Source organism: Nostoc piscinale CENA21 (assembly GCF_001298445.1).
Lineage (GTDB): Bacteria > Cyanobacteriota > Cyanobacteriia > Cyanobacteriales > Nostocaceae > Nostoc_B > Nostoc_B piscinale_A.
Window position 1 is genome coordinate 6315011 of sequence record NZ_CP012036.1, and the last position, 25346, is coordinate 6340356.

Genomic DNA, 25346 nt, shown 5'->3' on the forward strand with positions numbered 1-25346 from the left:
TCCTACCTGCCCAGATTTTCCGAATAAATATATTTATCTTTGTCAACAGTTTGTCTTGCCAAGACAAGCTGTTTTTTTATACACTGGCTCATTCGTCATAGCATTTTGGATTTTATAGCAGGAGGCAGGAGGAAAAGTCTTGCTATTCCTGGCATTCAAGTTTTCAAATTGTCCTAACATATCTAACTACGGCTATAGATTACAATCCTCACCAATGACAATTGACAATTAACAAATGATTAGCAAAGTCCGTCGTCTGACAAAAAAAAGTTCGTAAGCCCAACTTCCAGGATTTTCATCATCAACCAGGAAGCATACCAGGAACTCTGATTATTGATGAAAATGCAGAAGCTCCCACAATTATTTTGTTTGATTACAATCAAACAAATTTTATTCATAAACAACTCGCTACTCCCGAAGAATGTTTGACTTACTTGGATACAGAATCAGTTTCTTGGGTAGATGTTCAAGGTGTAGGGAATCAAGATATATTACAACGCTTAGGTAGAGTTTTTGAGTTACATCCTTTGGTTTTAGAGGATGTTGTTAATATGGGAGAGCGCCCCAAAATTGAAGATTATGAAGACCAATTAGTGATAATTTCTCGGATGGTGGTGCCGAAAGAAAATACTTGTGGCTTTTATAGTGAACAGGTAAGTTTTGTGTTAGGTGAGCATTACTTGTTGACAGTACAAGAAGAACCGGAACATGATTGTTTTGATAGTGTCAGAATGCGAATTGATAAAGCTAAAGGTATTATTCGCAAACAGGGTGCTGACTATTTAGCTTATGCGCTGCTAGATGCTATTATTGATGGTTTTTTCCCTGTCTTAGAATTGTATAGTGAACGCATCGAAGAATTAGAAGAAGAAGTAATTCTCAACCCAACACCACAAACGCTCCAACAAATTTATCAAATCCGCCGAGAGCTTTTACAATTACGGCGATCTATCTGGCCGCAACGCGATGCTATTAATGCTTTGATTCGAGATGGTAGCGATTTAATTAGTGAAGATGTCAGAATTTATCTGCGCGATTGCTATGACCACACAGTACAAGTTATGGATATGGTAGAAACCTACCGAGAATTAGCATCAGGATTAATGGATGTATATTTATCAGCAGTCAGTAATAAGATGAATGAAATTATGAAGCTACTGACGGTAGTTTCGGCTATTTTTATTCCTTTAACTTTTGTTGCAGGTATTTATGGGATGAACTTCAATACAGATAAATCACCATACAATATGCCTGAACTAAATTGGTATTGGGGTTATCCGGCTTGCTTGGCTTTAATGGTAGCGATCGCAGTTAGTTTACTGATACTATTTTGGCGCAGAGGATGGCTCGCTAATTTTTCCAGTATTAAACATCACGAAAAGTAAATTAATTCAAATTCATCCAGGGAGATAAAAATCCAAATGATCAGAGGTAGCGGTGATCAAAATTTAGTTGTATTGACACTTTATATTATTGGTGTATCTTACACCTTCAATCGCATGATTGAATCTATTGATGATAAAGTCAAATATACGTATAAAGCTGATGCAGTCAACGAACAATTAACAGCCCAAGAACTCAAAGACCAAATCGGAATTTCTTTTAAACTCAATTCTGTTTACGGATTAGATGATTTAAAAGACTTGCAACTTACCATTGAAAATAAATCAGAGAATCTGGCAGTCTATGTTGACTGGGAAAACTGCACATTAGTTGTTGAACATACTAAACAATCACGCCGGGTAATTCGGATTTCACCATCTGTAACCCGTGACTTAGCAATACCGCAAACCCCTAGCTTAATTACCCCGAAAAAAAGCCTTACAGAAAAGGTAACAGCCGAAGATGTTCTAGAGTTGGATGCTACAGCTGGAACTTATTCTGCAAAAAAACCATTAGTCAGTATTACTGGCTTAAAAAAATGGTGGCCCGCCTCAAAAAAAAGCTATATAACGACTTTATGAATCGAGGCAAAGAGTTAGAATTCTCTTTACAGCTAGTGTTAAGAATATCTGATGTTCGCGTGGGGATAGCACCCGGTATCAATATCCCACCAATGTATTTGATCAACTGTCCGTTCACAATCAAAAAATTACCTTGGACTTACGCTCTACCTTGGAATAAGAAGAAGAAATAATCCAAATCAAACACATTATGCCATCCAGGATTACACTGTAAGTAGGGAGAGAGTAGGCGCTGGCAGTTGCAGAACTATACATAATCATAGTTTTGAGGAAAGTCCGGACTCCCGAAAGACCAAACTTGCTGGATAACGTCCAGTGCGAGCGATCGTGAGGATAGTGCCACAGAAAGATACCGCCAAAGCCAAGTCAAAAGTAAAAAGTAAAAAGGTAAAAGAAATATCTCTTTTGACTTTTGACTTTTACCTTTTGCCTTTTTTGGTAAGGGTGCAAAGGTGCGGTAAGAGCGCACCAGCAACATCGAGAGGTGTTGGCTCGGTAAACCCCGGTTGGGAGCAAGGTCAGAGGAACTACGGTTGGTCTTTTACCAGTTCCGCGTATGAGAGCCGCTAGAGGCGTTTGGTAACAAACGTCCCAGATAGATAACTGCCATCTTGTAAAATTTTTTACATAGATAACAGAACCCGGCTTACTACCAACTCTCTCCTCTTTTAGTCCATAGTCAAAAGTAAGAACGAAAGACTATTGACTAATGACTATTGACCACTGACTATTGACTAATGACAATTGTTTATCCCCGCCGTCAAAGACAGCTGGAAAGCTTAGTAAGAAAGTTAGGTTTGCCATTGGAATCACCCATTAAATGGCAACTGTTAGACTTGGCTTTGACTCATCCAACGGTATCTGATTCAGCAAATTATGAACAACTAGAATTTGTTGGTGACGCAGTGGTGCGACTAGCGGCGGCTGTGATTTTGTGGGAAAAATATCCAGATTGCCAAGTTGGAGATTTTGCGGCGATTCGTTCGGTGTTGGTGAGCGATCGCATTCTCGCTCAATTAGCCAGAGAATATGGTTTAGAACTATATCTATTAGTTGCTGGTAGTGCCACCAGTGATAAAGTTGGTCAAGAATCCCGGCTGGCAGATGCTTTTGAAGCTGTATTGGGGGCGCTTTACCTCAGCACCAATAATTTAGACCTCATCCGTCCGTGGTTAGATCCTCATTTTGAACAACTAGCAGCAGAAATTCGACTTGATCCGGCTCGACTCAACTATAAAGCGGCTTTGCAAGAATGGACGCAAGCTCAATTTAAAGTTTTACCAGAATATCGCGTCGAGGAAATTAATCAACCCAACCGCAATCAAGAGCGATTTGCTGCTGAAGTTTGGCTACATGGCAAAAAACTCGGTGAAGGTAGAGGACGTTCCATCAAAGCTGCTGAACAAGCAGCAGCTAAAGTTGCTTTTCTAGCAGTAAATAATCCAGAAAATACTTAAAAATATAAAAACTTAGACAACACAAAGCTTTTAACTCTGTCCTCTGCTATAAATAACAAAAATTGTTATCATAATACCTATTCTGGTTATAAAGTGAGGCACAAATGAATATTTCCCTGACTCCTGAGCTAGAAGCGTTCGTTCAAAAACAAGTTGAGTCTGGCTTATATCATTCTCAAAGTGAAGTGATTCGGGAAGGGTTGCGTCTGTTAAAACGTTTTAACGACCATTCCGAAGAATATAAACTGTGGCTCAATGAACAAATTGCGATCGGTCTTGCGGAACTTGACAATGCTCAAAGTCTCCCCGCCGAAGGAGTAAGGGAGCGCGTTCGCAGCAAAGCGCAAAAATTGATGAAAAAGCGCGTGTAATGACCCCAAAACCTTATATTCTCTCTGAGCAAGCCGAGAACGACTTAGCGCAGATTTACGCTTATATTGCGCGAGATCATCAAGATGCTGCCGAACGGATGCTAGATAAACTTCTTGCAGCCTGTGAATTACTGACAGACAACCCCAGAATAGGGCAGTATCGTTCTGACTTGACACCGTTACCCGTTCGTTTTTGGTTGGTGCATCCCCGCTACTTCTTGATCTATCGAGGGGAAAACCCTGTAGAAATTGTGCGTGTACTAGCTGCAAATATGGATATTGCGCGAGAACTTACTGGAGAATAATTCCCACTATTAGATTGCTATTCTGACATTATTCCTCAGAAAACGGGAAAACTATGGTTAACCCCCTTTGGGGAAATTTCCATGTAAGTCCCGAATAGGAAAATGCTAAAAAAATCTTTGGTGAATGGTTTAATTTTGTCTTTTTCTCTAGTTCCCTGGCTATGCGTGGGAATGCTTGTTAATTCTAAGGCGAATGCGTTACCAGGGCAAACTACAGAAGAAGTTACTACTTGGATGAATGCTCATCCGACGCTGCGTCCTGGAAGTGGTGAAAAACTATATGTGCAGAAGAGTGATACAGCTGCTCAACGATTTACGTTTCAGGCTTCAGTATTACCTCCAGGTAAAGTAGGGTTTGCTAAAGACCGAAACCGGATTCGTTACGAACGCTTGGCGATGTACGATGCAATTAATGGGATGAGTTTTCAACGCCTGCAAGAATCTCTGCGGGTGATTTATGGCTACGATGTCTATCAAGATTTTAATCAAGGTCAGGTGGTGTATGACTACCCAAGCCAAGGTGACGTAAACTCGGCGCGGTTTGCCAAAACTCCAATTAAAGAAGCTTTACAAGGACAATTGCGTATAGGCGATCGCTATGCTTATTGGATCGAAATAGCTAAACCGCGCAACGGTAAAGCTTTCACTGGACAAATGACAGTTTTACTCAAAACCGATGTCGAAAAATTGCTGCAAGAATTACAAACTCGTTGAACCTTAAACCCCGCCAAATCCGCCAGATGGTGGGGTTTGCCACACACCAGAAAAGATACTTTCTACAGCCAGCGAAATTCTCACTAAATCTTCTTTAAGTAGGGGTGGCCAGTCTACCCCAGCTTTGCGCCCAGCTACGTATAACTGTTGTGTCTTGACACCTAACTGATAAAGGGCAAAAGTTAACTCACGGTCTAAACTGGGTACATCTTTGAGGGCTTCAAACACAACCTTTAACGCCAGCAAAATCGAGGTAATCTGACCTGGAACCGGTGGTTTTCCCTGCTTCATCCGCATCAATAAAGCATCAGGGTTGTCGTCGGTTGTGATTGTTTGAGATACAAGCAGTTTGCGGGCTGTGTCGTAATTCATTGCTCAACTTCGCGCGTTAAAATCTGATTGGGTGAAAGTGCAAGGATAGTGTATTTGAAAATTTCGCCATAAGTTTAATTGTGATCAAAAAAGGGGACGTTGCTACTGTCCCCTTTTTTCATAACTCATCAGCGATCAACTACACCGAACTCAGATGTTTTTCTACCACTGCTTGCGGGTTAGCCTCTGGACTATCTGCTTCGGAAGGTGGTACTAATTGCCAGAACTTAGACACAAATTCTGACCAATTTTGCAGAATTGCTTGGGCTTTGGGTGAACCAGTGCGTTCTGCGTGAGTTCTAATTAACTCTTGCAGTTGCTTTTGTCCTGCTTCTGTCAAGACTCGCTGGATTTTGACGTTTTCCCGGTTGACTAATTCAGGGAAGGAACCGTCTTCATCGAGGAAGTATGCCAAACCGCCAGTCATCCCGGCTGCGACGTTACGTCCGACTTTACCGAGGACAACTATGACACCACCAGTCATGTATTCGCAGCAGTGATCACCTGCGCCTTCAACGACGGCTGTACCTTTGGAGTTGCGGACAGCAAAGCGTTCACCTGCTAAACCGTTGGCAAATAAGAAGCCGCCAGTTGCACCGTAAAGGCAGGTATTACCCACAATCACGTTCTTGGATGGGTCATAATTAGCTTGTGCTGGGGGTTTGATGATGATTTCACCACCGTGCATCCCTTTACCAACGTAGTCGTTGGCTTCGCCTTCCAGAGTTAAAGTAATCCCAGAAAGGTTGAACGCCCCAAAGCTTTGACCTACACTACCTTGGAAGTTGAGATTGATTTGTCCTTCAAAGCCGCCATCGCCGTATTGAGATGCGATCGCACCAGCTAATCTTGCACCAACTGTTCTATCGGTGTTGACTATTTTCAATTTCTTAGTCACCGTCGATTGGTTACGAATTGCGGCTTGAATTTCGCTATCAGCCAGCAATTGGTCATCAATTACCGGGCCGTTGCTGTGAACTTCTTCATGGACTAACCAGCTACGGTTTTCTTTTGTATCTGGTAGTTGCAGTAAGCAGTTGAGATTCAAGGCTTGGGTTTTAGCCAGCTTGGCTTCGGGACGGACTGTTAATAAGTCTGCGCGACCGATAATTTCTGATAGGGAACGATAGCCTAGTTTTGCTAACAAACTCCGCACTTCTTCCGCAACAAAGTAGAAGAAGTTAACAACGTGTTCAGGGATACCTTTGAATCGCAGACGCAGTTTTTCATCTTGAGTCGCTACACCCACAGGACAGGTATTTTTGTGGCAGACTCGCGCCATTTGGCAACCTTCGGCAATCATGGCAATGGAACCAAAGCCAAATTCTTCGCCACCCATCAATGCAGCCATCAGGACATCCCAGCCAGTCTTGAGTCCACCGTCTACCCGCAAAATGACGCGATCGCGCAAACTATTCTGCATTAGGACACGATGCACTTCACTTAGACCGAGTTCCCACGGTGAGCCAGCGTGTTTAATCGAACTCAGAGGTGATGCACCTGTACCGCCATCATGACCAGAAATTTGAATGATATCGGCGTTGGCTTTGGCTACGCCCGCCGCAATTGTGCCAATCCCGATTTCAGCCACTAACTTGACTGATACTTGCGCTTTCGGGTTGATTTGGTGCAGGTCAAAAATCAACTGTGCTAAGTCTTCAATGGAGTAAATATCATGGTGCGGTGGGGGTGAAATTAAAGTTACACCGGGCTTAGATCGCCGCAACATCGCAATGTAAGGACTTACCTTGGTTCCTGGTAGTTGTCCACCTTCCCCTGGCTTTGCACCTTGGGCAATTTTGATTTCTATTTGTTTGGCACTGGCTAAATACCCTGGTGTGACCCCAAAGCGACCTGATGCAACTTGCTTGATGGCACTAGAAGCTGTATCACCATTCCGTAAGCCTTTCAGGTGGGGGAGGGTGGGTGAATAACCGGACTCATCTACATCATCTAAGACGTTGTAGCGGACTGGATCTTCACCACCTTCCCCAGAGTTGGATCTACCACCAATCCGGTTCATGGCGATCGCTAAAACTTCATGGGCTTCCCGTGACAATGCACCCAAAGACATCCCGCCAGTACAGAAGCGTTTGAGGATTGATTCGGCTGCTTCTACTTCTTCTAGAGGAATTGAGGGGCGATCATTTTGGAAGTCTAGCAAGTCTCTTAGTGCAGTGATTGGTCTGCCTTGGAGATATTGTTTGTAAACTTCGTAATGGTCGTATTGCTTGGTTTTAACAGCCTCATGCAATGCTTTGGACATTTCTGGGCTGTTCATGTGGTACTCACCGCCAGGACGGTAGTTCACAAAGCCCAAGTTATCCAATTTCTTGGCTGTGAGTTCTGGGAAGGCTTTGCAGTGAATCGAAAGGACTTCTTGCGCTAGTTCGCTGACACTCAAACCACCAATCCGGGAAGCTGTACCCTTAAATCCTAGTTCTAATAAATCGCCACCAATCCCAATCGCTTCAAAGATTTGGGCGGCTTGATAGCTGGATAGCAAGGATATCCCCATCTTGGAGAGGATTTTTAGTAATCCTGATTCTACAGCTTTGCGGTAATTACCAATAGCTTGTTCTAAGCTGAGGTTGGGCAATTTCCCCCGTTCCATGAACTGCTGGGTTCTGGGTTCAAACCACCAATCCCGGACTGTATCTAAAGCCATGTAGGGGCAAACTGCACCCGCACCATAGCCAATCAAGCAAGCAAAGTGATGGGTACTCCAACACTGGGCGGTATCGACAACTAAGGATGTCTTCATCCGCAAGCCTTCGCGGATTAGGTGGTGGTGGACTGCACCCACAGCTAATAAAGGTGGAATGTAGCTTAATTCTGGGCTAATACTGCCACCAGCGCGATCGCTCAAGATTAATATCTTCGCACCAGCCCGTACTGACTCGGCGGCTTGGGCTTGTAAAGCTGCGACTGCGGCTTTTAAGCCTTCTGGGCCGTTGGCGATCGCAAATAAGGTTGATAATTCTGCCGTTGCAAAACCAGAAGCCTTGATTGCATCTAACTCAACTTCTGTCAAGACTGGGGAATCTAACTTCAGTCTCTTGGCATATTCTGGCTTCGGTTCTAATAAATTACCCCGTTCACCCAATTCCACCTTCAAGGACATCACCAGCTTTTCGCGCAGGGGGTCAATTGGAGGGTTAGTTACTTGAGCAAAACGCTGTTTGAAATAGTCATACAACAGGTGGGGTTTATTGGACAACACCGCCAAAGGAATATCATCCCCCATACAGAACGTTGGTTCTGCACCATTGCCTGCCATTTGTTCAATCACCATTTCGACATCTTCGCTGGTGTAGCCAAAGGCAGTTTGTCGCTGAAGTAAAATTTGTTTGTCAACGGTGAATTGAGCTTTACCGTTACCGTTGCCATTGCCATTGCCATTTGTCCCATGATTGTTGACTAATGACTTCAGGTCTTGGCGATGGGTTTGCAACCATTCCCCATAGGGAAGTTGTTTGGCAATGCGTTGTTTAATTTCCCAGTTTTTCAGAATTTCATGACTTTCTAAATCCACGGCAATCATTTGCCCTGGGCCTAGTCTGCCTTTCTCCACAATTTCGGCTTCGGGGAAGTCAACCACGCCTGCTTCTGATGCCACAACGATGTAATCATCTTTGGTAATCACATAGCGTGCAGGTCTTAAGCCGTTGCGGTCTAGAGTTGCACCGACTTTCTTACCATCACTAAAAACTAATAAGGCCGGGCCGTCCCAAGCTTCTTGCAAACCACTGTAATATTCATAAAAATCAGTGATTTCGGGATAGTTTTGTAAGGAAGGTTGATTTTGGTAAGCCTCTGGCACCATAATCATCAAGGCTTCCAAGGGGCTGCGTCCCGAACGCACTAATAGTTCTAAGACATTATCAAGGGTAGCGGAATCGCTGCTATCTAAAATTACTAAAGGCTTGAGTTCATCATTGCGATCGCCCCATACTGGATGGCTAATACTCGCTTCTCTGGCCATCATCCAGTTGATGTTACCCAACAGCGTATTAATTTCGCCGTTATGTCCCAACAACCGCATAGGCTGTGCTAACGGCCACTTCGGCATCGTGTTGGTACTAAAGCGGCGATGATAAACAGCAAAGGCACTCTTGTATGCAGGATTTTGTAAATCCGCGTAAAAATCTCCCAACACAGCCGAACGCACCATACCTTTATAAACAATGGTGCGGCTGGATAAAGAGCAAATATAAAAATCTTCCGAGACAGCTTTTGCTGCTTTAAAAATCCGCTTGCGGGCAATGTACAACTGTCTTTCTAATTCATCACCAGAGTGATCCGCAGCCAGAAAAATTTGTTCTATTTGGGGTTGATTTTCTTTGGCTTGTCTTCCCAATAAATGGGGATGTACTGGTACTTCTCGCCAGCCCAGTACTGTAAATTTTTCTTCCGCAGCCACTTTCTCAACTTGGGCTTTGGTTTTTTGGGCTAATTCCCGGTCTTGGGGTAAAAATATCATCCCCACAGCAATATTGCTAGTTGAGGAAATTTCCATCCTACCTGAGAAATATTCTTTTTGTAACAACTCCCAAGGAATAGCTGTTAATATCCCTGCACCATCACCAGAATCATGGTCAGCACTACAACCACCCCGATGTTCCAAGCAGGTCAATGCGGCTAAGGCTTTAGTAACGATTTCATGGCTGGCAATATTTTGGCGATGTGCAATAAAACCTACACCACAGGCATCTCTTTCCTCTACTAACCACCTTTGTCCTTGGTAGGTTTCTTGAGAGTTGTTATCCGAACATGACATTTTTTTGCAATTGATTCACCCTTTGATCGTTCATAGCCTATTCCTGAAAGTTAAGTCACAAATTTTTGCCACTGCTTGGGAGAGAAAGTTTCGCAATTTCGCGTCACAGTCATACATAAATCACGAGAATTTAGGGAAAAAAAAATTTTAACTGCGGTTATTTATGGACTTAACCGTGTTAAAATTATTGCGTTAATTCTTCTGTGTTTATGCTGGTTTAGACAAACTACATATTGTGTTAATTTTATGTATTTGGTTTCAAAACTAAGTATTTTCCAGGTTTTTTTCAGATGATAGATGTTTGTCAGGTAGACAGTATCAACTGACCTAACACCAAATGTTTCATGAAAAACTCACTGTTGTAAAAGCTGTAAGATTCCTGATTCAGCAACAAAATCAGCGTATTACACTATATGCCCATTTGACAATTCCTAACTATTTTTATTGTTGTGTATATTGGCTGCTCACCTGTTGCAACTTTTGTTACTAACAACTTTGCCTCACCTCTAGGTAACAAGAATAGCAACTATTAGTGAGGAAAGACTATTGTATATATACATTTGACGACCAAAACTACATATATAGTTTGGCAGGAACTAGTGCCAGTTAAAACAGTCAGTTACAGTGGTTTTAGCTTAAACAGGGCTAGTGTTTCTCATCAGAGATAACTAGCCAATATATAGGTTATCACGTTTCTGAAAAAGTTAAATCACCTAATTTCCAGAGTTAGCCACAGCTAGCCGTCCTATCTCTGAGGTGATAACTTGCAAAAGTACTGGATCAAATATGTTAAAAATGCCAAATTGGTATCGCCAAAAATATCATAATGCTGTGACCAAACCTGTCCAACATCAAGCCTTGCACTTAATTGCATCACCCATAATTGTCACAATACTTAGTGTATCTCCTAGCTGGATGGCGATCGCGCAACAATCTCCCATCAACCCACAACCAGGACAGTTGCGACGACAAGCCCAATCTGCTGGTAATCAAATTTCCCTCAATGGTCGCATCCTACCCGGTGCTTGGATAGTCAAATTAGGTGCGGTTGATCAGCAAGTTATTTATCTCAGTGATGGTGTATTTCGACAGGCGATGGGAGTGGATTTTTTAAATAGCAATAATCCCACCAGACAGCCAATACAGTGGTTTTCATCATCTCCAAAGAAGTTAGTAACTCTCCTCCAAAACGGATACCGCTATCTTGATGTTACTAACTTTGCCCAACAAGCAAATTGGCAGTTACAAATTAATGGTAACACTTTGGTAATTGTCACTCCCCAAGCGCAAATCAAAAATATTATTGTCGGTCAGCAACCTCTCAATCCTCCTGGTACTGCTACTATCCGTGAAAACCGTGTTGTGGTGGATTTAGACAATCCCACACCTTGGATAGTTAGACAAGGATTACCCATTCAACCAACTCAAACACCAGCAGCAGATGATCCAGATGCGATCGCACCTAAACCAACTGCACCACCAAATCGAGAATGGACAGTTACTCTCGATGCTGTGGCTGATCCTGCTTTGATTGAACGTTATACTCCTGCGCCAGCGCCGACATCACTACCAAATCTCATCAAACAATTATTACCAGAAACAAAACCACAACCAACGCCTGATAACTTGATTCAAAAAGTTGAGGTGGTGAATAACCAAACAATTATTAGTCTGAGCGTTCCTTTTGGTTCAGCACCGCGTATCACTACAATCAATAACCCAAATCGCTTGATGATCGAGATTCGCCCTGATGCAATGGTCGAGCGCAATATAGCTTGGGCAAACGGATTACGCTGGCGACAGCAATTTATTAGTTTAGGTGGAGAACGTTTTCCTGTAGTGTGGTTGGAAGCTAACCCCCGCAACCTGACTTTAAAACCAATTTGGACAACTCCAGAAACTTTAGTTGGCACAGCACCCTTAATTCAAACAGCGCAAAAATACTTAGCTTTAGCAGCAATTAATGGTGGCTATTTTAACCGTAATAATAAATTGCCTCTTGGTGCAATTCGTCGAGATAATCAGTGGTTATCCGGGCCGATTTTAAATAGAGGTGCGATCGCTTGGAATAATTCTGGGCAATTTTACGTAGGTCGTCTGACATTAGAAGAAACTTTAATTGCTCCCAATGATTTCCGCTTACCGATTTTATTTCTCAATAGTGGTTATGTACAAAGCGGTGCTGCTCGTTATACTCCTAGCTGGGGAAAAACTTACACTCCGCTCACCGACAATGAAAGCATCCTCTTAGTTCAAAACAATGAAGTTAGCAGTCAACTATCAGGCGGAAAAGCTGGTCAAACTCCTATTCCTATTCCCCAGGATGGTTACTTGTTAACTTTGCGGGGAACAGCTGCAACTACCGCCACGCAATTATCAATAGGTACAAAGGTAACTTTGGCTAGTAACACCACTCCTGTTGATTTTAGCCGTTACCCCAACATTATTGGAGCCGGGCCGTTATTAATTCAAAACGGTCAAATTGTTCTAGATGCGAAAGCTGAAAAATTCAGCAATGCTTTTATTGCCGAAAAAGCCATTCGGAGTGGAATTTGCACCACAGCCACAGGTACACTAATGATTGCTGCTGTGCATAACCGCGCTGGTGGAGCCGGGCCAACACTCGCAGAACATGCTCAATTAATGAAGCAGTTGGGTTGTGTGAATGCTTTAAATTTAGATGGTGGCAGTTCAACTAGTCTTTACTTAAGCGGACAATTACTCGACCGTTCTCCCAATACTGCGGCTCGTGTACATAATGGTATTGGGATTTTTTGGCAACAAAAATGAATGAAGTGTTAAGGATGAAGTCTGAAGTGTAAAACATTCATTTCAACCTTTATCCTGCACGGTTCGCAACAAATTTTAAAGATTAGAATAAGCTATTCTGGCGCTAGGTAAAGAGTTTATGTATTCACGATAGTTTGAGTCGTGATTCTTTACACCCTAAAGTTTGATTTTGTTATGGTTAGCAAGGTGTAATTGAATTGCTGATTTTTACGGTTGCAAGATTGCGCCAGATTTTTCCATCAATGGTTAAGAGAAAGGACAGCTTGTTATGTCTCCAAATGAGGTAACTATGGCTCAATATCAAGAAACCGCGCCTGCTAAGACTCTACCACTGCCTGCGGCGATCGCTAATCGAAGTGTTGCTGCAACCGAGTTGCGCCCTTGGGGTTCTTTTACTATTTTGGAAGAAGGACGTGGATATAAAATCAAGCGCATCGAAGTTAAACCCGGACATCGCCTCAGCTTGCAAATGCACCACCATCGCAGCGAACACTGGATTGTTGTCTCTGGCACCGCCAGAGTAACTTGTGGCGACCAAGAAGTACTATTGGGTAATAATCAATCCACATACGTACCTCAATGCACATCCCATCGTTTAGAAAATCCTGGAGTGATTCCTTTAGTTTTAATTGAGGTACAAAATGGCGAATATTTGGGTGAAGATGACATTATTCGCTACCAGGACGATTATGCTCGGACAGAAAATTAATTCTCATCAGTTAATTTAGTAGTCCTAAGAATAAAACTCCGTAAATTTCTCACTTAAAGTATCCAGAAATTTACGGAAGAAAAATCACTGAAATGTCTAACTTGTAATTTAGTTGCCACTTTTAACGCTACAAATCAGGATTATTTTCCTAACTCAGTATTCAGTTAGTCAGAAATTTGGTGGCTATGAATCAAGCTCACACTGGCGTTTTGCAAGTGAACCTCTTCATTTAAAATAAAATAGCCAAAAACCAGTTTTTGAGTTTTTCAACTACGCCATATTTTTTATCCAGGCTATCAACTGTCAAAATAAATTCAATGATTCAACTGAGTCAAGCTGCTAAAATTGAAATTGAGCGGTTAAAATCCAAGCAAAAACTCTATACCTTGGTGAGATTAGCTGTTAAACCAGGGGGATGCTCAGATTTATTCTACGATATATCGTTTGCGGAGGTTGCCCAAGCGGGCGATCGCACCTTTGAAATTAGTGGTCTGCAAGTTCTGATCGACAATCAAAGTTTACAATACATCAATGAGTTAGTATTAGATTATTCCGAAGATTTGATGGGTGGAGGCTTTCGCTTCTACAACCCTCAAGCGGTTGCAACCTGTAGCTGTGGCAATTCGTTTGCGATTAATCAAGAGTCCATAGTCAACGGTCAATAGTCAAAAAGTTATTACTTTTGTCCGTTAGCTGTTGACCAGTCAAAGTAATTTGACAAAAAAGTACTAAAAAAGATATAATCAGGATTTGTTAAAACTTAGACCCATAAGCAGCTTCACGCGCTGTGACTCATGCCAACCATACAGCAACTAATACGTAGCGAACGCGAAAAAGCGCGTCAGAAAACCAAGTCTCCAGCTCTCAAGCAATGCCCGCAACGCCGGGGTGTTTGTACAAGAGTCTACACAACCACACCTAAAAAGCCTAACTCAGCTCTCCGTAAGGTAGCAAGGGTAAGACTAACATCTGGATTTGAGGTAACAGCCTACATTCCAGGGATTGGTCACAACTTACAAGAACACTCAGTAGTCATGATTCGTGGCGGCCGGGTTAAAGACTTACCGGGCGTAAGATACCATATCATTCGTGGCACATTAGATACAGCAGGTGTAAAAGACCGCAAACAAGGTCGTTCCAAGTATGGAACTAAACGCCCGAAAGAAGCCGCTAAAAAATAAGGCAGAGGCGATTAGTCGTGCCTAGTAGCGATTAGTCGCTTTGTCTGGAAGCGATAAAAATATAAAAAGTTAGCGATCGCCTTTAAACAGTTGTGAAAACAGATAAAAGCGTCTGTTCTCAAAAGTTAAATTAGTTAAGCTACCACTGCCAGCCTGCACTCAGCGAGCAAGTGTAGGTTTGATGAAGATTGCTGTAAGCGACAGCAGCATTTTCATTTGTCAATTCATGCCTATGATGTTGTCGCTTTGTCTATTCCACCAAGGATAGCAAATCAGCAATTCAGGGTCGCTGCAAATGTGTAAAAAAAAATTGCAGCAGTCTGAGTGGGAGCTTCCACCACTCCAGTACTGCGCGGTCTGATAGCATATAATTTCGTTGCCAAATTCCGAATGTAAGGGTAAAGTATGTCTCGTCGTGGTGTAGTTCAAAGGCGGCCAGTTCCGCCTGACTCCGTTTACAATAGTCGGCTGGTGAGCATGATGATTCGCCGGATCATGCGTCATGGCAAGAAATCACTAGCAGCACGCATTGTCTATGATGCACTCAAAACAATTGAAGAACGCACAGGTAATGCTGCAATAGAAACCTTTGAAAGAGCTGTGCGTAACGCCACACCATTGGTAGAAGTCAAAGCTCGTCGTGTGGGTGGTGCAACCTACCAAGTACCAATGGAAGTACGTTCAGAACGTGGTACTACCCTAGCACTGCGTTGGTTAGTACAATTTTCTCGCTCCAGACCAGGACGCACAATGGCTGGCAAATTAGCTAATGAGTTAATGGATGCAGCCAATGAAACAGGTAACGCAATCCGTAAGCGTGAAGAAACGCATCGGATGGCCGAAGCTAACAAAGCCTTTGCACACTATCGTTATTAAGCAGCACAGCGATATATCTGTCCTCAATAAGCGGTATATCGCCGACTGATAAAAATCAAGACGGTAATCCGTAAAAGTATAGAATCTTAACAAAGAGTAATATACAAGATATCATGAGGCAAAAACTATAGGAGGCTACTGTGGCACGTACAAACCCGCTAGAGAAAGTACGCAATATCGGTATTGCGGCGCACATAGATGCGGGCAAAACAACAACAACAGAGAGAATATTATTTTACTCTGGGATAATTCATAAAATTGGTGAAGTTCACGAAGGAACTGCTGTAACTGACTGGATGGATCAAGAGCGGGAGCGGGGAATTACCATCACCGCAGCGGCGATCAGTACCAGTTGGAAAGATCATCAAATTAACATTATCGATACTCCAGGCCACGTAGACTTCACAATTGAAGTAGAACGCTCCATGCGGGTATTAGATGGAGTAATAGCAGTATTTTGTTCTGTGGGTGGTGTTCAACCCCAATCAGAGACAGTGTGGCGGCAAGCAGACCGTTACAAAGTGCCTCGAATTGCCTTTATTAACAAAATGGATCGCACAGGTGCGAACTTCTACAGAGTTCATGAGCAAATGCGCGATCGCCTGCGGGCTAATGCCATCGCTATTCAACTGCCCATTGGTAGCGAAAACGAATTCCAAGGAATTGTGGACTTGGTACGTAAACGTGCATATATTTACACCAACGACCAAGGCACGGATATCCAAGAAACAGATATCCCCGCCGATATGCAAGAGCAAGCCGAAGAGTACTACACCAAGTTAGTAGAAGCAGTTGCTGAAACTGATGATGACTTGATGACCAAGTACTTCGAGGGTGAAGCACTCACAGAAGACGAAATTCGTGCAGCTCTGCGTAAAGGTACAATTGCTGGTACTATCGTGCCAGTACTTTGCGGCTCCGCCTTCAAAAACAAAGGTGTGCAGTTGATGCTGGATGCTGTAGTTGATTACCTGCCAGCACCCATTGATGTTCCAGCTATTCAAGGTACAGTACCCAATGGCGACACTGTTGAACGCCGTGCTGATGACAACGAACCTCTAGCAGCTCTCGCCTTCAAAATTATGGCCGACCCTTATGGTCGCCTCACCTTCGTACGTGTATACTCTGGTGTACTGAAAAAAGGTAGCTACGTCCTCAACGCCACCAAGAATAAGAAAGAGCGGATTTCCCGTCTCGTAGTTTTGAAAGCAGACGAAAGACTTGACGTTGAAGAACTACGAGCAGGTGATTTAGGTGCAGCTTTGGGATTAAAAGACACCTTAACAGGTGACACCCTTTGTGATGAAGGCGCACCAGTAATTCTAGAATCCCTGTTTATTCCTGAGCCTGTAATCTCGGTAGCGGTTGAACCCAAAACCAAAAATGACATGGATAAATTATCCAAGGCTCTGCAATCTCTTTCGGAAGAAGACCCGACATTCCGTGTCAGTGTTGACCCAGAAACTAACCAAACAGTGATTGCAGGGATGGGAGAATTACACCTAGAAATCCTTGTTGACCGGATGTTACGTGAATTTAAAGTGGAAGCTAACGTCGGTGCGCCGCAAGTAGCTTACCGCGAAACAATTCGTAAAGCAGTCAACAGAATTGAAGGTAAATTCATCCGTCAAAGCGGTGGTAAGGGTCAGTACGGTCACGTCGTCATCGACTTGGAACCAGGTGAACCTGGTAGCGGTTTTGAATTCGTTTCTAAAATTGTGGGTGGTGTTGTACCTAAAGAGTACATTAACCCCGCAGAACAAGGCATGAAAGAAAGCTGTGAATCTGGTGTTTTAGCTGGATATCCACTTATAGATGTCAAAGCGACACTCGTCGATGGGTCATACCATGATGTAGACTCTTCGGAAATGGCTTTCAAGATTGCTGGTTCAATGGCAATGAAAGAAGCCGTAATGAAGGCTTCACCTGTTCTCTTAGAACCTATGATGAAAGTTGAGGTAGAAGTTCCTGAAGACTTTATCGGGAACGTTATTGGAGACCTCATCTCCCGTCGGGGACACATTGAAGGACAAAGCACTGAACAGGGACTCGCTAAGGTCACATCGAAAGTACCATTGGCGACTATGTTTGGCTACGCCACTGATATCCGGTCGAAAACCCAAGGGCGGGGTATCTTTTCTATGGAGTTTAGCCACTATGAGGAAGTGCCTCGTAGCGTGGCTGAAACTATCATTGCAAAAAGCAAAGGGAACGCTTAATTAGAAAAGGAAACGAGCATTCATGGCACGCGCAAAGTTTGAAAGAAATAAACCCCACGTTAACATCGGTACTGTTGGCCACGTTGACCACGGTAAAACCACTTTAACAGCAGCTATTACCATGACCTTGGCTGCTTTGGGTAAAGCTGAAGCTAAAGCTTACGACCAAATCGACAACGCACCCGAAGAAAAAGCACGGGGTATTACAATTAATACCGCTCACGTTGAGTATGAAACCGACAAACGTCACTATGCTCACGTAGACTGTCCTGGACACGCTGACTATGTGAAAAACATGATCACTGGTGCAGCACAAATGGACGGAGCCATCCTAGTGGTAGCTGCTACTGATGGCCCTATGCCTCAAACTCGTGAACATATTCTGTTAGCTCGTCAGGTAGGGGTTCCTAAACTAGTTGTCTTCTTGAACAAAGAAGACATGGTAGACGACGAAGAATTGCTAGAGTTGGTCGAACTAGAAGTTCGGGAACTACTATCTAGCTATGAGTTTGATGGTGATAATATCCCTGTGATTAGAGGTTCGGGTCTGAAAGCTCTGGAAAAAATGACCTCTGCACCCAAAACCCAACGTGGTGAAGATCCCTGGGTAGATAAAATCTACGAATTGATGGATGCGGTAGATTCTTACATCCCTGACCCAGAGCGCGACATTGACAAACCCTTCTTGATGGCGGTAGAAGACGTATTTACCATCACAGGTCGTGGTACAGTTGCTACCGGACGGATCGAACGCGGTAAAGTTAAGGTGAACGATACTGTAGAATTAGTGGGTCTGAGAGACACTCGCACCACCACCGTCACCGGGATTGAAATGTTCAAGAAGAGCCTTGATGAAGGTTTGGCAGGGGACAACGCTGGTGTGCTGCTGCGTGGTCTGAAAAAAGAAGACGTAGAGCGTGGTATGGTAATTGCCAAACCAGGTTCGATTACACCTCACACTCAATTTGAAGGTGAAGTTTACGTCCTCACAGACAAAGAAGGTGGTCGGAAAACACCCTTTTTCGCTGGCTACCGTCCTCAGTTCTATGTGCGGACAACTGATGTAACTGGCACCATTAAAGCTTTTACCTCTGATGACGGCAAAGACGTAGAAATGGTAATGCCTGGCGATCGCATCAAAGTGACTGTAGAATTGATCAACGCGATCGCAATTGAGCAAGGTATGCGTTTTGCGATTCGTGAAGGTGGCCGCACCATCGGTGCTGGTGTTGTCTCCAAAATCGTCAAGTAGTAACCTTTTACTCTAAATAATGAAGAGCAGAGATGGTAAGATGCCTCTCTGCTCTTTTATCTGAACTTAATTGCGGAAATGGGGAAGTAGGATAAACAAACTACTCCCCACTCCCCACTCCCCTAATAAATCAGAACCTGGAAAATTAAAGATGGCAACTCTACAACAGCAGAAAATTAGAATTCGTTTAAAAGCTTTTGACCGTCGATTATTGGATACATCTTGCGAGAAGATTGTAGATACAGCTAACCGGACTAACGCAACAGCCATAGGCCCAATTCCCTTACCTACAAAACGGAAAATTTATTGCGTACTGCGTTCTCCTCACGTAGATAAAGATTCACGGGAACATTTTGAAACCCGTACTCACCGCAGAATTATTGATATCTACCAGCCTTCTTCTAAAACTATTGATGCTTTAATGAAGTTGGATTTGCCATCTGGTGTTGATATTGAAGTTAAACTGTAATTCAGAAGAATTCAGCAGTTAGAATTCAGGAATCAAAACTAATTAACGCATTATTAAACCCAGTTAATTTATTCACCACTCATACAGAATATTCTGCGGTAAGCTAATAGCCTAGCCTTTGTGTCAGGTTTTGCTACATAATTCAACCTTAGCAGTATGCGTCTACATACTGAGTTCTAGCTCTTGGTTACTGAATTCTTTACCAAAGACTATAGTGTGAATACTGAACTAGCCCTGAGAAAATTGATCTCAGGGCTTTTTATTTAGTGATAGAATGTAAATAAAGTACGGGAAAGCAGAGAACAATAAATTTTTAAAATTAAATTTATTCTAAGGTAACAATGACATCTTCATCTAGAATTGCTGTTCGTGAACTACCTCTGTTCCCGTTACCCGAAGTAGTTCTTTTTCCTACCAGACCATTACCATTACACATCTTTGAGTTTCGCTACCGAATCATGATGAACACGATTTTGGAGAGCGATCGCAGGTTCGGTGTAGTCATGGTCGATCCAGTAAAAGGTACAATTGCCAATGTGGGCTGTTGTGCAGAAATTATCCATTACCAGCGCCTACCAGACGACCGGATGAAAATGCTGACTTTAGGACAGCAACGGTTTCGTGTCTTAGAATATGTGCGAGAAAAGCCTTATCGTGTCGGTTTGGTACAATGGATAGAAGATGAACCACCTAGCAAAGATTTGCGTCCTTTGGGAGCAGAAGTTGAACAACTGCTAAAAGATGTAGTACGCCTCTCGGCTAAGTTAACAGAACAAAACATTGAACTGCCAGAAGAATTACCAGACTTGCCAATAGAGCTATCTTACTGGGTAGCCAGTAACCTCTATGGGGTTGCAGCCGAACAACAATCATTGTTAGAAATGCAAGATACAGCCGCTCGTTTAGAACGAGAAGCAGAAATTTTAACTTCTACCCGTAATCATTTAGCAGCTCGCTCAGTGCTGAAAGATACTTTTAATCAGAAGTCCTAAGCTAAATTAGCTAGAAGATGAGTCTTATTAGCGTTCTACCTTGCAGTTTTGTGATTGTATGTTCATGCAAGAGTAGTCGCTAATACAATTCATTTAGAGTAAGAGATATGTAATTTAAATTCCGGCTCTTGAATTCTGCCTGTAGAAAATAACTTGTGAAAATCAATACTATTAAATATTGAGTAAGTCAGCGGTTGATTTTGCAATTATGATTCAAGAGTGTTAACCGACAACACACCATAAGTACCAAAAATCTTCAATATTTCTATATATTCTATTAAATCGGCTAGAGCAGACTGCATTTTTGGTTGTTGAATATCTGTTTCTAGGTCAAGAAAAAATACATATTCTCCTAAAGAACGCTTGGTAGGACGAGATTCAATTCTGCTGAGATTAATTCCTAGTTCAGCAAATGCTTGTAGAGGTTTAATTAATGCACCAGGTATATTTGCAGGTAAGCTAAAAGCTAGAGAGCTATAAGTAGGATTTAAATTATTGATGTGATATTCAAATTTGGCGTTATTTTGACTCACTACCCAAAAGCGAGTACAGTTTTCGGGATAGTCATTAATGCCTTGGGCGAGAATTGGCAAATTATAAAGTTGGGCTGCTCTAGAAGAGGCGATCGCAGCTGCTGTTAAATCTTGCTTTAATAATTGTAGAGCTTCTGTTGTGGAATTATTCGGTATAATTTGTACATTTGGCAGAGATTGACCCAACCAATTTTGACATTGGGCTAAAGCTTGGGGATGGGAATAAACCTTTTCAATTGTATCTAAACCAGAAGCGCCAGAAATCAAGCTATGAACAATGGGCATCACTAAAGCCAATTGAATTTGCAAACTATCCAATTGCCATAGTGCATCCATTGTCATAGTCACACTACCTTCAATGGAATTTTCTACTGGCACAACTGCTAACTGGGTTTTGCCTGCTGCCACAGCTTGGAGTGACTGCGCTATGCTGGGATATGGGCATAAAGTAGCTTCAGTTCCTGTTGTTTTGGTTAGCCAGTTGACATATAAAACTGCTGCTTGTTCTGCATAAGTACCTGGTGGGCCTAAATGAGCAATAGATAAAGACATAGTGTTGGAACAGGAATTATTGTGAGATTAATAGACTATACCGCAGCGAATCCATACTTGAAGCAACAAAACATTGATTTAGCTTTGTTGAACTCCACACTGCTGTTCTATCTTGAACAAAGATACAGTTTGTAATTGCATTCACTAGCAGACTCACCATGTTGTGTATCGGGACAACATTATATCCACCCCCGCATATTGGCATAAAACTTTGATTTTTTCTTTTCAGAAGTAATTCCTAACAGCTAAATTTCACATTGAGAAAGCAGTGAGTAGAGATATAGCAGAGAGATGAAATTTGTTCTCTCATTGATCATTTTGTTTTTATACTGGTATTATTTTTTTATATTTTTGTTCTTTATACTGAAAAATAATTTTTGTAAAATCGCTGCAATTTGATTTATAATTATAAAAATATTAATAATTTATTTTAAAAATCTTTCAATTCAATAAATCTATGATTAAAGTCGTAAGTCAGACATAAAAAATATCTATGCTTATTATTTCAGTATATTAAAATAATAATTGCACTAAATTTATTACCATATAAAAGTATCAAATCACTGCTGTCTGCAAAATCATGCCTACAAGATTTACTGCTTCTCAATCGGTAAAAATTCCTGTACCGCAACAGCCTATCCCTATTCAACATTACTTGCGGCAGCCTCAAAGATTGGTGAATGCTTTAGTTGATAACAGTCGTGTCCAACAGCTTTCTGAGGAAGTATTTCGGCTAAAAATGCGTCCTCTATCTTTTATGACATTAAGTATTCAACCAACTGTAGATATGAGGGTTTGGGCAGAATCAAATAGTGTAATTTATTTACGTTCAGTAGGTTGTGAAATCCTCGGTTTTGAGTATATTAACCAACGTTTTAGCCTCAATTTAAAAGGTTATTTATCACCCCATCAATCTACTAGTGGTACTCGTCTAGAAGGAAAAGCTGATTTAGAAGTACAAGTAGAACTACCTCCACCATTTTCTCTGACCCCAAAGCCAATTTTAGAAGCTACTGGCAATGGTTTACTTAAGAGTGTGCTAGTTACAGTTAAGCAAAGATTGTTGCATCAGCTACTCATAGATTATCGTCATTGGGTAACATCGCAAATGGCAGAAAAAGGACTAGAAGATAATAGTGGCGATTTACCAATTTTGAATTTAGAATAATGGCCATTGCGGATTAGTGGGATGTTTTTTGTTTCGCGTAAAGGCAAGGCAGCGCGTTGGTTGGTTTCCTGACTTGTAGCGACTGCCGCGCAGAGGCGCAAAAAACCGATATTTAACCTTGCTAAAAAGGCTTAATTCATCCCGCATATATGCAACCCTAAAAAATACTTACTTGGGTATTAAATATTCGGTTTGATAAAAAATAACTAGTTAATAGTAAGCAATTCAATCTCACGACTATCTGATACATTTTATATTCATCAGAGACAGAGACTTTGTTAGACATTTTATACTTTACAAAAGAACTATCATGTGTGTTAACAAAAATTTGTTGCCTCTAGTTATTGGCTACTAGCTTTAGAGTAAAGCTTGATGGAAAATAAAAATTGCATTTCATCGACTGAATACGAAATTTATACTGCGGTTTGTCAACAAACAAACTTGTTTTTATTTAATCGACCTGACACTATTTTTAATGACTACACCTCCGATGAGCGATTACATCGGACTAATGACAAAGAACAATTCTGGGTGAGCTTAAATACAAACTAATAATACATAAATGTCTGATAGAGGATTATGAAACCAAAAATGCGTGTCAGTGGACTCTAGAGAAGCGATTTTACGTTGAGAATGGATATCGCTTTGTTTCTGAGCTTGCACCTGAAGAAATTAATAAAGCTCGTGGTGCGTTTACCCTGTCTCGTGTAGGGTTTAGCTCATCATTAAAATATGCACTCATCCACATTGCTTACCCTATCTGTGGATACTATTTATTGTTTCGTGATAAAGGAAGCAACTGGGAACAAATTAAATACTGTATGTCATTTTATGCTGTGTTTAAAGATATAGGATCTTTAAACATCAAGGAGTCTTGACTACTAATCACAAAAATTTTATATGTCTGTTTTAGACTATAATGCTAGTACAATTGTTCCCATTCTAAAAAATAAAAGCGAGTTTGTCTTTCTACAGCTTTGCGTAAAATTAATTCCACAGCACGCAAGTCCCACAAAACCCACCATCTACCTTCAGGGCTTTTATCAACTTGAGGATGGACAAGAAGATATGAAAAGAGCTTCTCAACAGTATCCAATCCCTGTTGTGGCTCATACCATCGAAGATTATTTTGTAATTCTTCGTCGTCATCTTCATATTTAATAAATGCACTAAGAGGAACAATCCCTAGTTCTAGTGCAATATCTTCAAGTAAAATATCTGCTACAGGTAAGTTATTACCGAAAATAAGTCCTTCATTTTTTAAATCCATATTCGAGGTTAATTTCATCGCACCTTCATTCTCAATAATGATTGCTAGTTGACGAGACATAGCTTTTTAAATGTATTTAATAGGTTAAATTCAGTTTTACTAATTCTAATTTATCTTTACTAATAGTTCTGAATTTTTATACTAATTCGATGTTTCGTGTTAATATTGCCCGTCTTCCAAGATATACCTTTCTAAACTCTCATCCCACTTCAACATAGAGCGTTTTTCTTCTAACCATTGCTTAATTGCGTTGGGATTTTCAAATGGACTGAAACCAGGAGGTAATGGTAACAGTCTATTCAAAATGCCAGCCAAATGACTAGCTGTTACTCTTTTACCTGGAATGTTATCCAAAATATCTTCAGCAACATCCAATCTTCCAAATGTGAAAAGTTCAACGCTAATTAGAAATAACCCATTTTTTTCAGCCTTTAATAATAACTCTGAGGTACCTTCATTAAATAGTTTCGATAGTTTAATTTTTACTTTGTCATACTCACATTCTAGATATGTATAAAATTCTGTATCAAACTCAGCATTAGTATTTGATACATATTTTTGAAATTCTGAAAGAATTGATTTCCGAAACTTTCTGGCTGGAGAAGTATTTTCTGCCATTTTTACTTAATCTTTGTTAGGAAAAAAGTAAAACTATAAAGCTCGATCGCACCTACCACTCAATACCACAAATTATGCAAATCACTGCTGAATTTGGCAAGGGCTGAAAGATTTACGATGCAAAGATGAAGCGCCGTATTCTCGCAATGCTTGTAAATGTTTTGGGCTACCGTATCCTTTATTCTTTGCCAAGTCATACTGCGGATATTTTGCTGCTAAACGTAATATCAACTCGTCACGCCAGACTTTAGCCACAATACTAGCAGCTGCGATAGAAAGCGATCGCTCATCTCCTTTGACTATTGTTTGTTGGGGTATGTGCAAATCTTTCATTGCTTGATTACCATCAACCAAGCAAATTACAGGCTGTACTTTTAGTTTGAGTACAGCCCGTTTCATGGCTAACAGTGTCGCCTGCAAAATATTTATTTGATCAATTTCCGCAGTTGCAGCAAAACCGATTCTCCAGTCTGTTGCTGATTCACAAATTTGTGCGGATAATTTCGCCCTTTTAGAACTGGAAAGCTTTTTACTATCTTTAATACCAGCTGCAATCAATTGGGCGAAAGCATCTGCTGGGAGAATGACGGCTGCTGCAACTACAGGGCCAAATAAAGCGCCACGCCCAACTTCATCGATGCCAGCAATTAAGCCAGACATCCCCGCTAAAGTGGACGAAAACTCTAGCCATTCTGGTTTACCTAAATTTGGTAGGGAATTAACAGCAGTTTGTTGAATCTCTACCATAAAGCAT

At 41.6% G+C, this 25346-nt stretch carries 20 protein-coding genes, 1 other RNA gene and 2 pseudogenes; 17 read left to right on the plus strand and 6 right to left on the minus strand.

All coding sequences use genetic code 11. The features are described 5' to 3' along the window. Positions 1 to 235: 235 nt before the first annotated feature. The 7 genes and pseudogenes from corA to ACX27_RS27115 all read left to right on the plus strand — a co-directional run bounded on the left by corA (position 236) and on the right by ACX27_RS27115 (position 4811). Positions 236 to 1385: pseudogene (gene corA / locus ACX27_RS27085) on the plus strand (magnesium/cobalt transporter CorA). A 36-nt stretch (positions 1386 to 1421) separates the two neighbouring features. Then, positions 1422 to 1964, plus strand: a complete 543-nt coding sequence (locus tag ACX27_RS27090; protein WP_418006458.1) for a hypothetical protein — start codon at positions 1422 to 1424, stop codon at positions 1962 to 1964. A 221-nt stretch (positions 1965 to 2185) separates the two neighbouring features. Further along, an RNA gene (gene rnpB, locus ACX27_RS27095) (RNase P RNA component class A) lies at positions 2186 to 2629 on the plus strand. A gap of 72 nt (positions 2630 to 2701) precedes the next feature. Continuing rightward, positions 2702 to 3421, plus strand: a complete 720-nt coding sequence (gene rnc / locus ACX27_RS27100) for a ribonuclease III (RefSeq protein WP_062297050.1) — start codon at positions 2702 to 2704, stop codon at positions 3419 to 3421. A 104-nt stretch (positions 3422 to 3525) separates the two neighbouring features. Then, positions 3526 to 3792, plus strand: coding sequence for a type II toxin-antitoxin system ParD family antitoxin (locus ACX27_RS27105; protein ID WP_083468853.1), 267 nt, complete (start codon positions 3526 to 3528; stop codon positions 3790 to 3792). Continuing rightward, positions 3792 to 4097, plus strand: coding sequence for a type II toxin-antitoxin system RelE/ParE family toxin (locus ACX27_RS27110; RefSeq protein ID WP_062297051.1), 306 nt, complete (start codon positions 3792 to 3794; stop codon positions 4095 to 4097). Before ACX27_RS27105 ends, ACX27_RS27110 begins: the two co-directional genes overlap by 1 nt. 102 nt (positions 4098 to 4199) lie before the next feature. Next, positions 4200 to 4811: a hypothetical protein gene (locus ACX27_RS27115; RefSeq protein WP_062297056.1), complete on the plus strand. Its 612-nt coding sequence runs from the start codon at positions 4200 to 4202 to the stop codon at positions 4809 to 4811. A 3-nt stretch (positions 4812 to 4814) separates the two neighbouring features. Here the strand turns inward: ACX27_RS27115 and ACX27_RS27120 are convergent, their stop codons facing one another. Beyond that, positions 4815 to 5183, minus strand: a complete 369-nt coding sequence (locus ACX27_RS27120; RefSeq protein WP_062297058.1) for a hypothetical protein — start codon at positions 5181 to 5183, stop codon at positions 4815 to 4817. 139 nt (positions 5184 to 5322) lie between these two features. After that, positions 5323 to 9997: pseudogene (locus tag ACX27_RS27125) on the minus strand (glutamate synthase-related protein). A gap of 752 nt (positions 9998 to 10749) precedes the next feature. On the opposite strand from ACX27_RS27125, the gene ACX27_RS27130 reads away from it, so the two are divergent. The 9 genes from ACX27_RS27130 (at position 10750) to ACX27_RS27170 (ending at position 20451) form a co-directional block, all read left to right on the plus strand. Continuing rightward, the gene (locus tag ACX27_RS27130; RefSeq protein ID WP_062297060.1) at positions 10750 to 12753 is read left to right on the plus strand and encodes a phosphodiester glycosidase family protein; all 2004 of its coding nucleotides are present in this window, start codon (positions 10750 to 10752) and stop codon (positions 12751 to 12753) included. Between the two features lie 289 nt (positions 12754 to 13042). Next, a complete protein-coding gene (locus ACX27_RS27135) occupies positions 13043 to 13462 on the plus strand; it encodes a phosphomannose isomerase type II C-terminal cupin domain (RefSeq protein ID WP_062297062.1) in 420 nt (139 codons plus the stop codon). 317 nt (positions 13463 to 13779) lie between these two features. Continuing rightward, on the plus strand, positions 13780 to 14127 hold the full coding sequence (locus ACX27_RS27140) for a HesB/IscA family protein (protein ID WP_062297064.1): 348 nt from the start codon (positions 13780 to 13782) through the stop codon (positions 14125 to 14127). A gap of 129 nt (positions 14128 to 14256) precedes the next feature. Then, positions 14257 to 14643: a 30S ribosomal protein S12 gene (gene rpsL / locus ACX27_RS27145; RefSeq protein ID WP_062297066.1), complete on the plus strand. Its 387-nt coding sequence runs from the start codon at positions 14257 to 14259 to the stop codon at positions 14641 to 14643. A gap of 405 nt (positions 14644 to 15048) precedes the next feature. Then, entirely contained in the window at positions 15049 to 15519 is a 471-nt protein-coding gene (gene rpsG, locus ACX27_RS27150; RefSeq protein WP_062297068.1) for a 30S ribosomal protein S7, read from the plus strand. Between the two features lie 140 nt (positions 15520 to 15659). Then, complete coding sequence (gene fusA, locus ACX27_RS27155; protein WP_062297076.1) at positions 15660 to 17738, plus strand: elongation factor G; 2079 nt, start codon at positions 15660 to 15662, stop codon at positions 17736 to 17738. Between the two features lie 22 nt (positions 17739 to 17760). Beyond that, positions 17761 to 18990 (plus strand): elongation factor Tu, encoded by a 1230-nt coding sequence (gene tuf, locus ACX27_RS27160; RefSeq protein ID WP_062297078.1) that lies wholly within the window; start codon positions 17761 to 17763, stop codon positions 18988 to 18990. Between the two features lie 151 nt (positions 18991 to 19141). Next, on the plus strand, positions 19142 to 19459 hold the full coding sequence (rpsJ, locus tag ACX27_RS27165; RefSeq protein ID WP_015113498.1) for a 30S ribosomal protein S10: 318 nt from the start codon (positions 19142 to 19144) through the stop codon (positions 19457 to 19459). 341 nt (positions 19460 to 19800) lie between these two features. Further along, entirely contained in the window at positions 19801 to 20451 is a 651-nt protein-coding gene (locus ACX27_RS27170; protein ID WP_062297079.1) for an LON peptidase substrate-binding domain-containing protein, read from the plus strand. Between the two features lie 206 nt (positions 20452 to 20657). On the opposite strand, the gene pheA is transcribed toward ACX27_RS27170, so the two are convergent. Further along, entirely contained in the window at positions 20658 to 21536 is an 879-nt protein-coding gene (pheA, locus tag ACX27_RS27175; protein WP_062297082.1) for a prephenate dehydratase, read from the minus strand. Between the two features lie 580 nt (positions 21537 to 22116). On the opposite strand from pheA, the gene ACX27_RS27180 reads away from it, so the two are divergent. Continuing rightward, positions 22117 to 22704: a DUF1997 domain-containing protein gene (locus ACX27_RS27180; RefSeq protein ID WP_062297083.1), complete on the plus strand. Its 588-nt coding sequence runs from the start codon at positions 22117 to 22119 to the stop codon at positions 22702 to 22704. A gap of 922 nt (positions 22705 to 23626) precedes the next feature. On the opposite strand, the gene ACX27_RS27185 is transcribed toward ACX27_RS27180, so the two are convergent. The 3 genes from ACX27_RS27185 to ACX27_RS27195 all read right to left on the minus strand — a co-directional run bounded on the left by ACX27_RS27185 (position 23627) and on the right by ACX27_RS27195 (position 25339). Further along, a complete protein-coding gene (locus ACX27_RS27185) occupies positions 23627 to 24034 on the minus strand; it encodes a hypothetical protein (RefSeq protein WP_062297085.1) in 408 nt (135 codons plus the stop codon). Between the two features lie 99 nt (positions 24035 to 24133). After that, on the minus strand, positions 24134 to 24592 hold the full coding sequence (locus tag ACX27_RS27190; protein ID WP_062297087.1) for a hypothetical protein: 459 nt from the start codon (positions 24590 to 24592) through the stop codon (positions 24134 to 24136). A gap of 81 nt (positions 24593 to 24673) precedes the next feature. After that, complete coding sequence (locus ACX27_RS27195) at positions 24674 to 25339, minus strand: ribonuclease HII (RefSeq protein WP_062297089.1); 666 nt, start codon at positions 25337 to 25339, stop codon at positions 24674 to 24676. Positions 25340 to 25346 lie beyond the last annotated feature (7 nt).

Coding starts and splice junctions, on each gene's coding strand:
- ACX27_RS27090 (WP_418006458.1), top strand. CDS start 1,422: ATGATCAGAGGTAGCGGTGATCAAAATTTAGTTGTATTGACACTTTAT.
- ACX27_RS27135 (WP_062297062.1), top strand. CDS start 13,043: ATGGCTCAATATCAAGAAACCGCGCCTGCTAAGACTCTACCACTGCCT.
- ACX27_RS27120 (WP_062297058.1), bottom strand. CDS start 5,183: ATGAATTACGACACAGCCCGCAAACTGCTTGTATCTCAAACAATCACA.
- pheA (WP_062297082.1), bottom strand. CDS start 21,536: ATGTCTTTATCTATTGCTCATTTAGGCCCACCAGGTACTTATGCAGAA.
- ACX27_RS27170 (WP_062297079.1), top strand. CDS start 19,801: ATGACATCTTCATCTAGAATTGCTGTTCGTGAACTACCTCTGTTCCCG.
- rpsL (WP_062297066.1), top strand. CDS start 14,257: ATGCCAACCATACAGCAACTAATACGTAGCGAACGCGAAAAAGCGCGT.
- ACX27_RS27110 (WP_062297051.1), top strand. CDS start 3,792: ATGACCCCAAAACCTTATATTCTCTCTGAGCAAGCCGAGAACGACTTA.
- ACX27_RS27140 (WP_062297064.1), top strand. CDS start 13,780: ATGATTCAACTGAGTCAAGCTGCTAAAATTGAAATTGAGCGGTTAAAA.
- ACX27_RS27115 (WP_062297056.1), top strand. CDS start 4,200: ATGCTAAAAAAATCTTTGGTGAATGGTTTAATTTTGTCTTTTTCTCTA.
- rpsJ (WP_015113498.1), top strand. CDS start 19,142: ATGGCAACTCTACAACAGCAGAAAATTAGAATTCGTTTAAAAGCTTTT.
- ACX27_RS27105 (WP_083468853.1), top strand. CDS start 3,526: ATGAATATTTCCCTGACTCCTGAGCTAGAAGCGTTCGTTCAAAAACAA.
- ACX27_RS27190 (WP_062297087.1), bottom strand. CDS start 24,592: ATGGCAGAAAATACTTCTCCAGCCAGAAAGTTTCGGAAATCAATTCTT.
- ACX27_RS27185 (WP_062297085.1), bottom strand. CDS start 24,034: ATGTCTCGTCAACTAGCAATCATTATTGAGAATGAAGGTGCGATGAAA.
- ACX27_RS27180 (WP_062297083.1), top strand. CDS start 22,117: ATGCCTACAAGATTTACTGCTTCTCAATCGGTAAAAATTCCTGTACCG.
- tuf (WP_062297078.1), top strand. CDS start 17,761: ATGGCACGCGCAAAGTTTGAAAGAAATAAACCCCACGTTAACATCGGT.
- rpsG (WP_062297068.1), top strand. CDS start 15,049: ATGTCTCGTCGTGGTGTAGTTCAAAGGCGGCCAGTTCCGCCTGACTCC.
- ACX27_RS27130 (WP_062297060.1), top strand. CDS start 10,750: ATGTTAAAAATGCCAAATTGGTATCGCCAAAAATATCATAATGCTGTG.
- ACX27_RS27195 (WP_062297089.1), bottom strand. CDS start 25,339: ATGGTAGAGATTCAACAAACTGCTGTTAATTCCCTACCAAATTTAGGT.
- rnc (WP_062297050.1), top strand. CDS start 2,702: ATGACAATTGTTTATCCCCGCCGTCAAAGACAGCTGGAAAGCTTAGTA.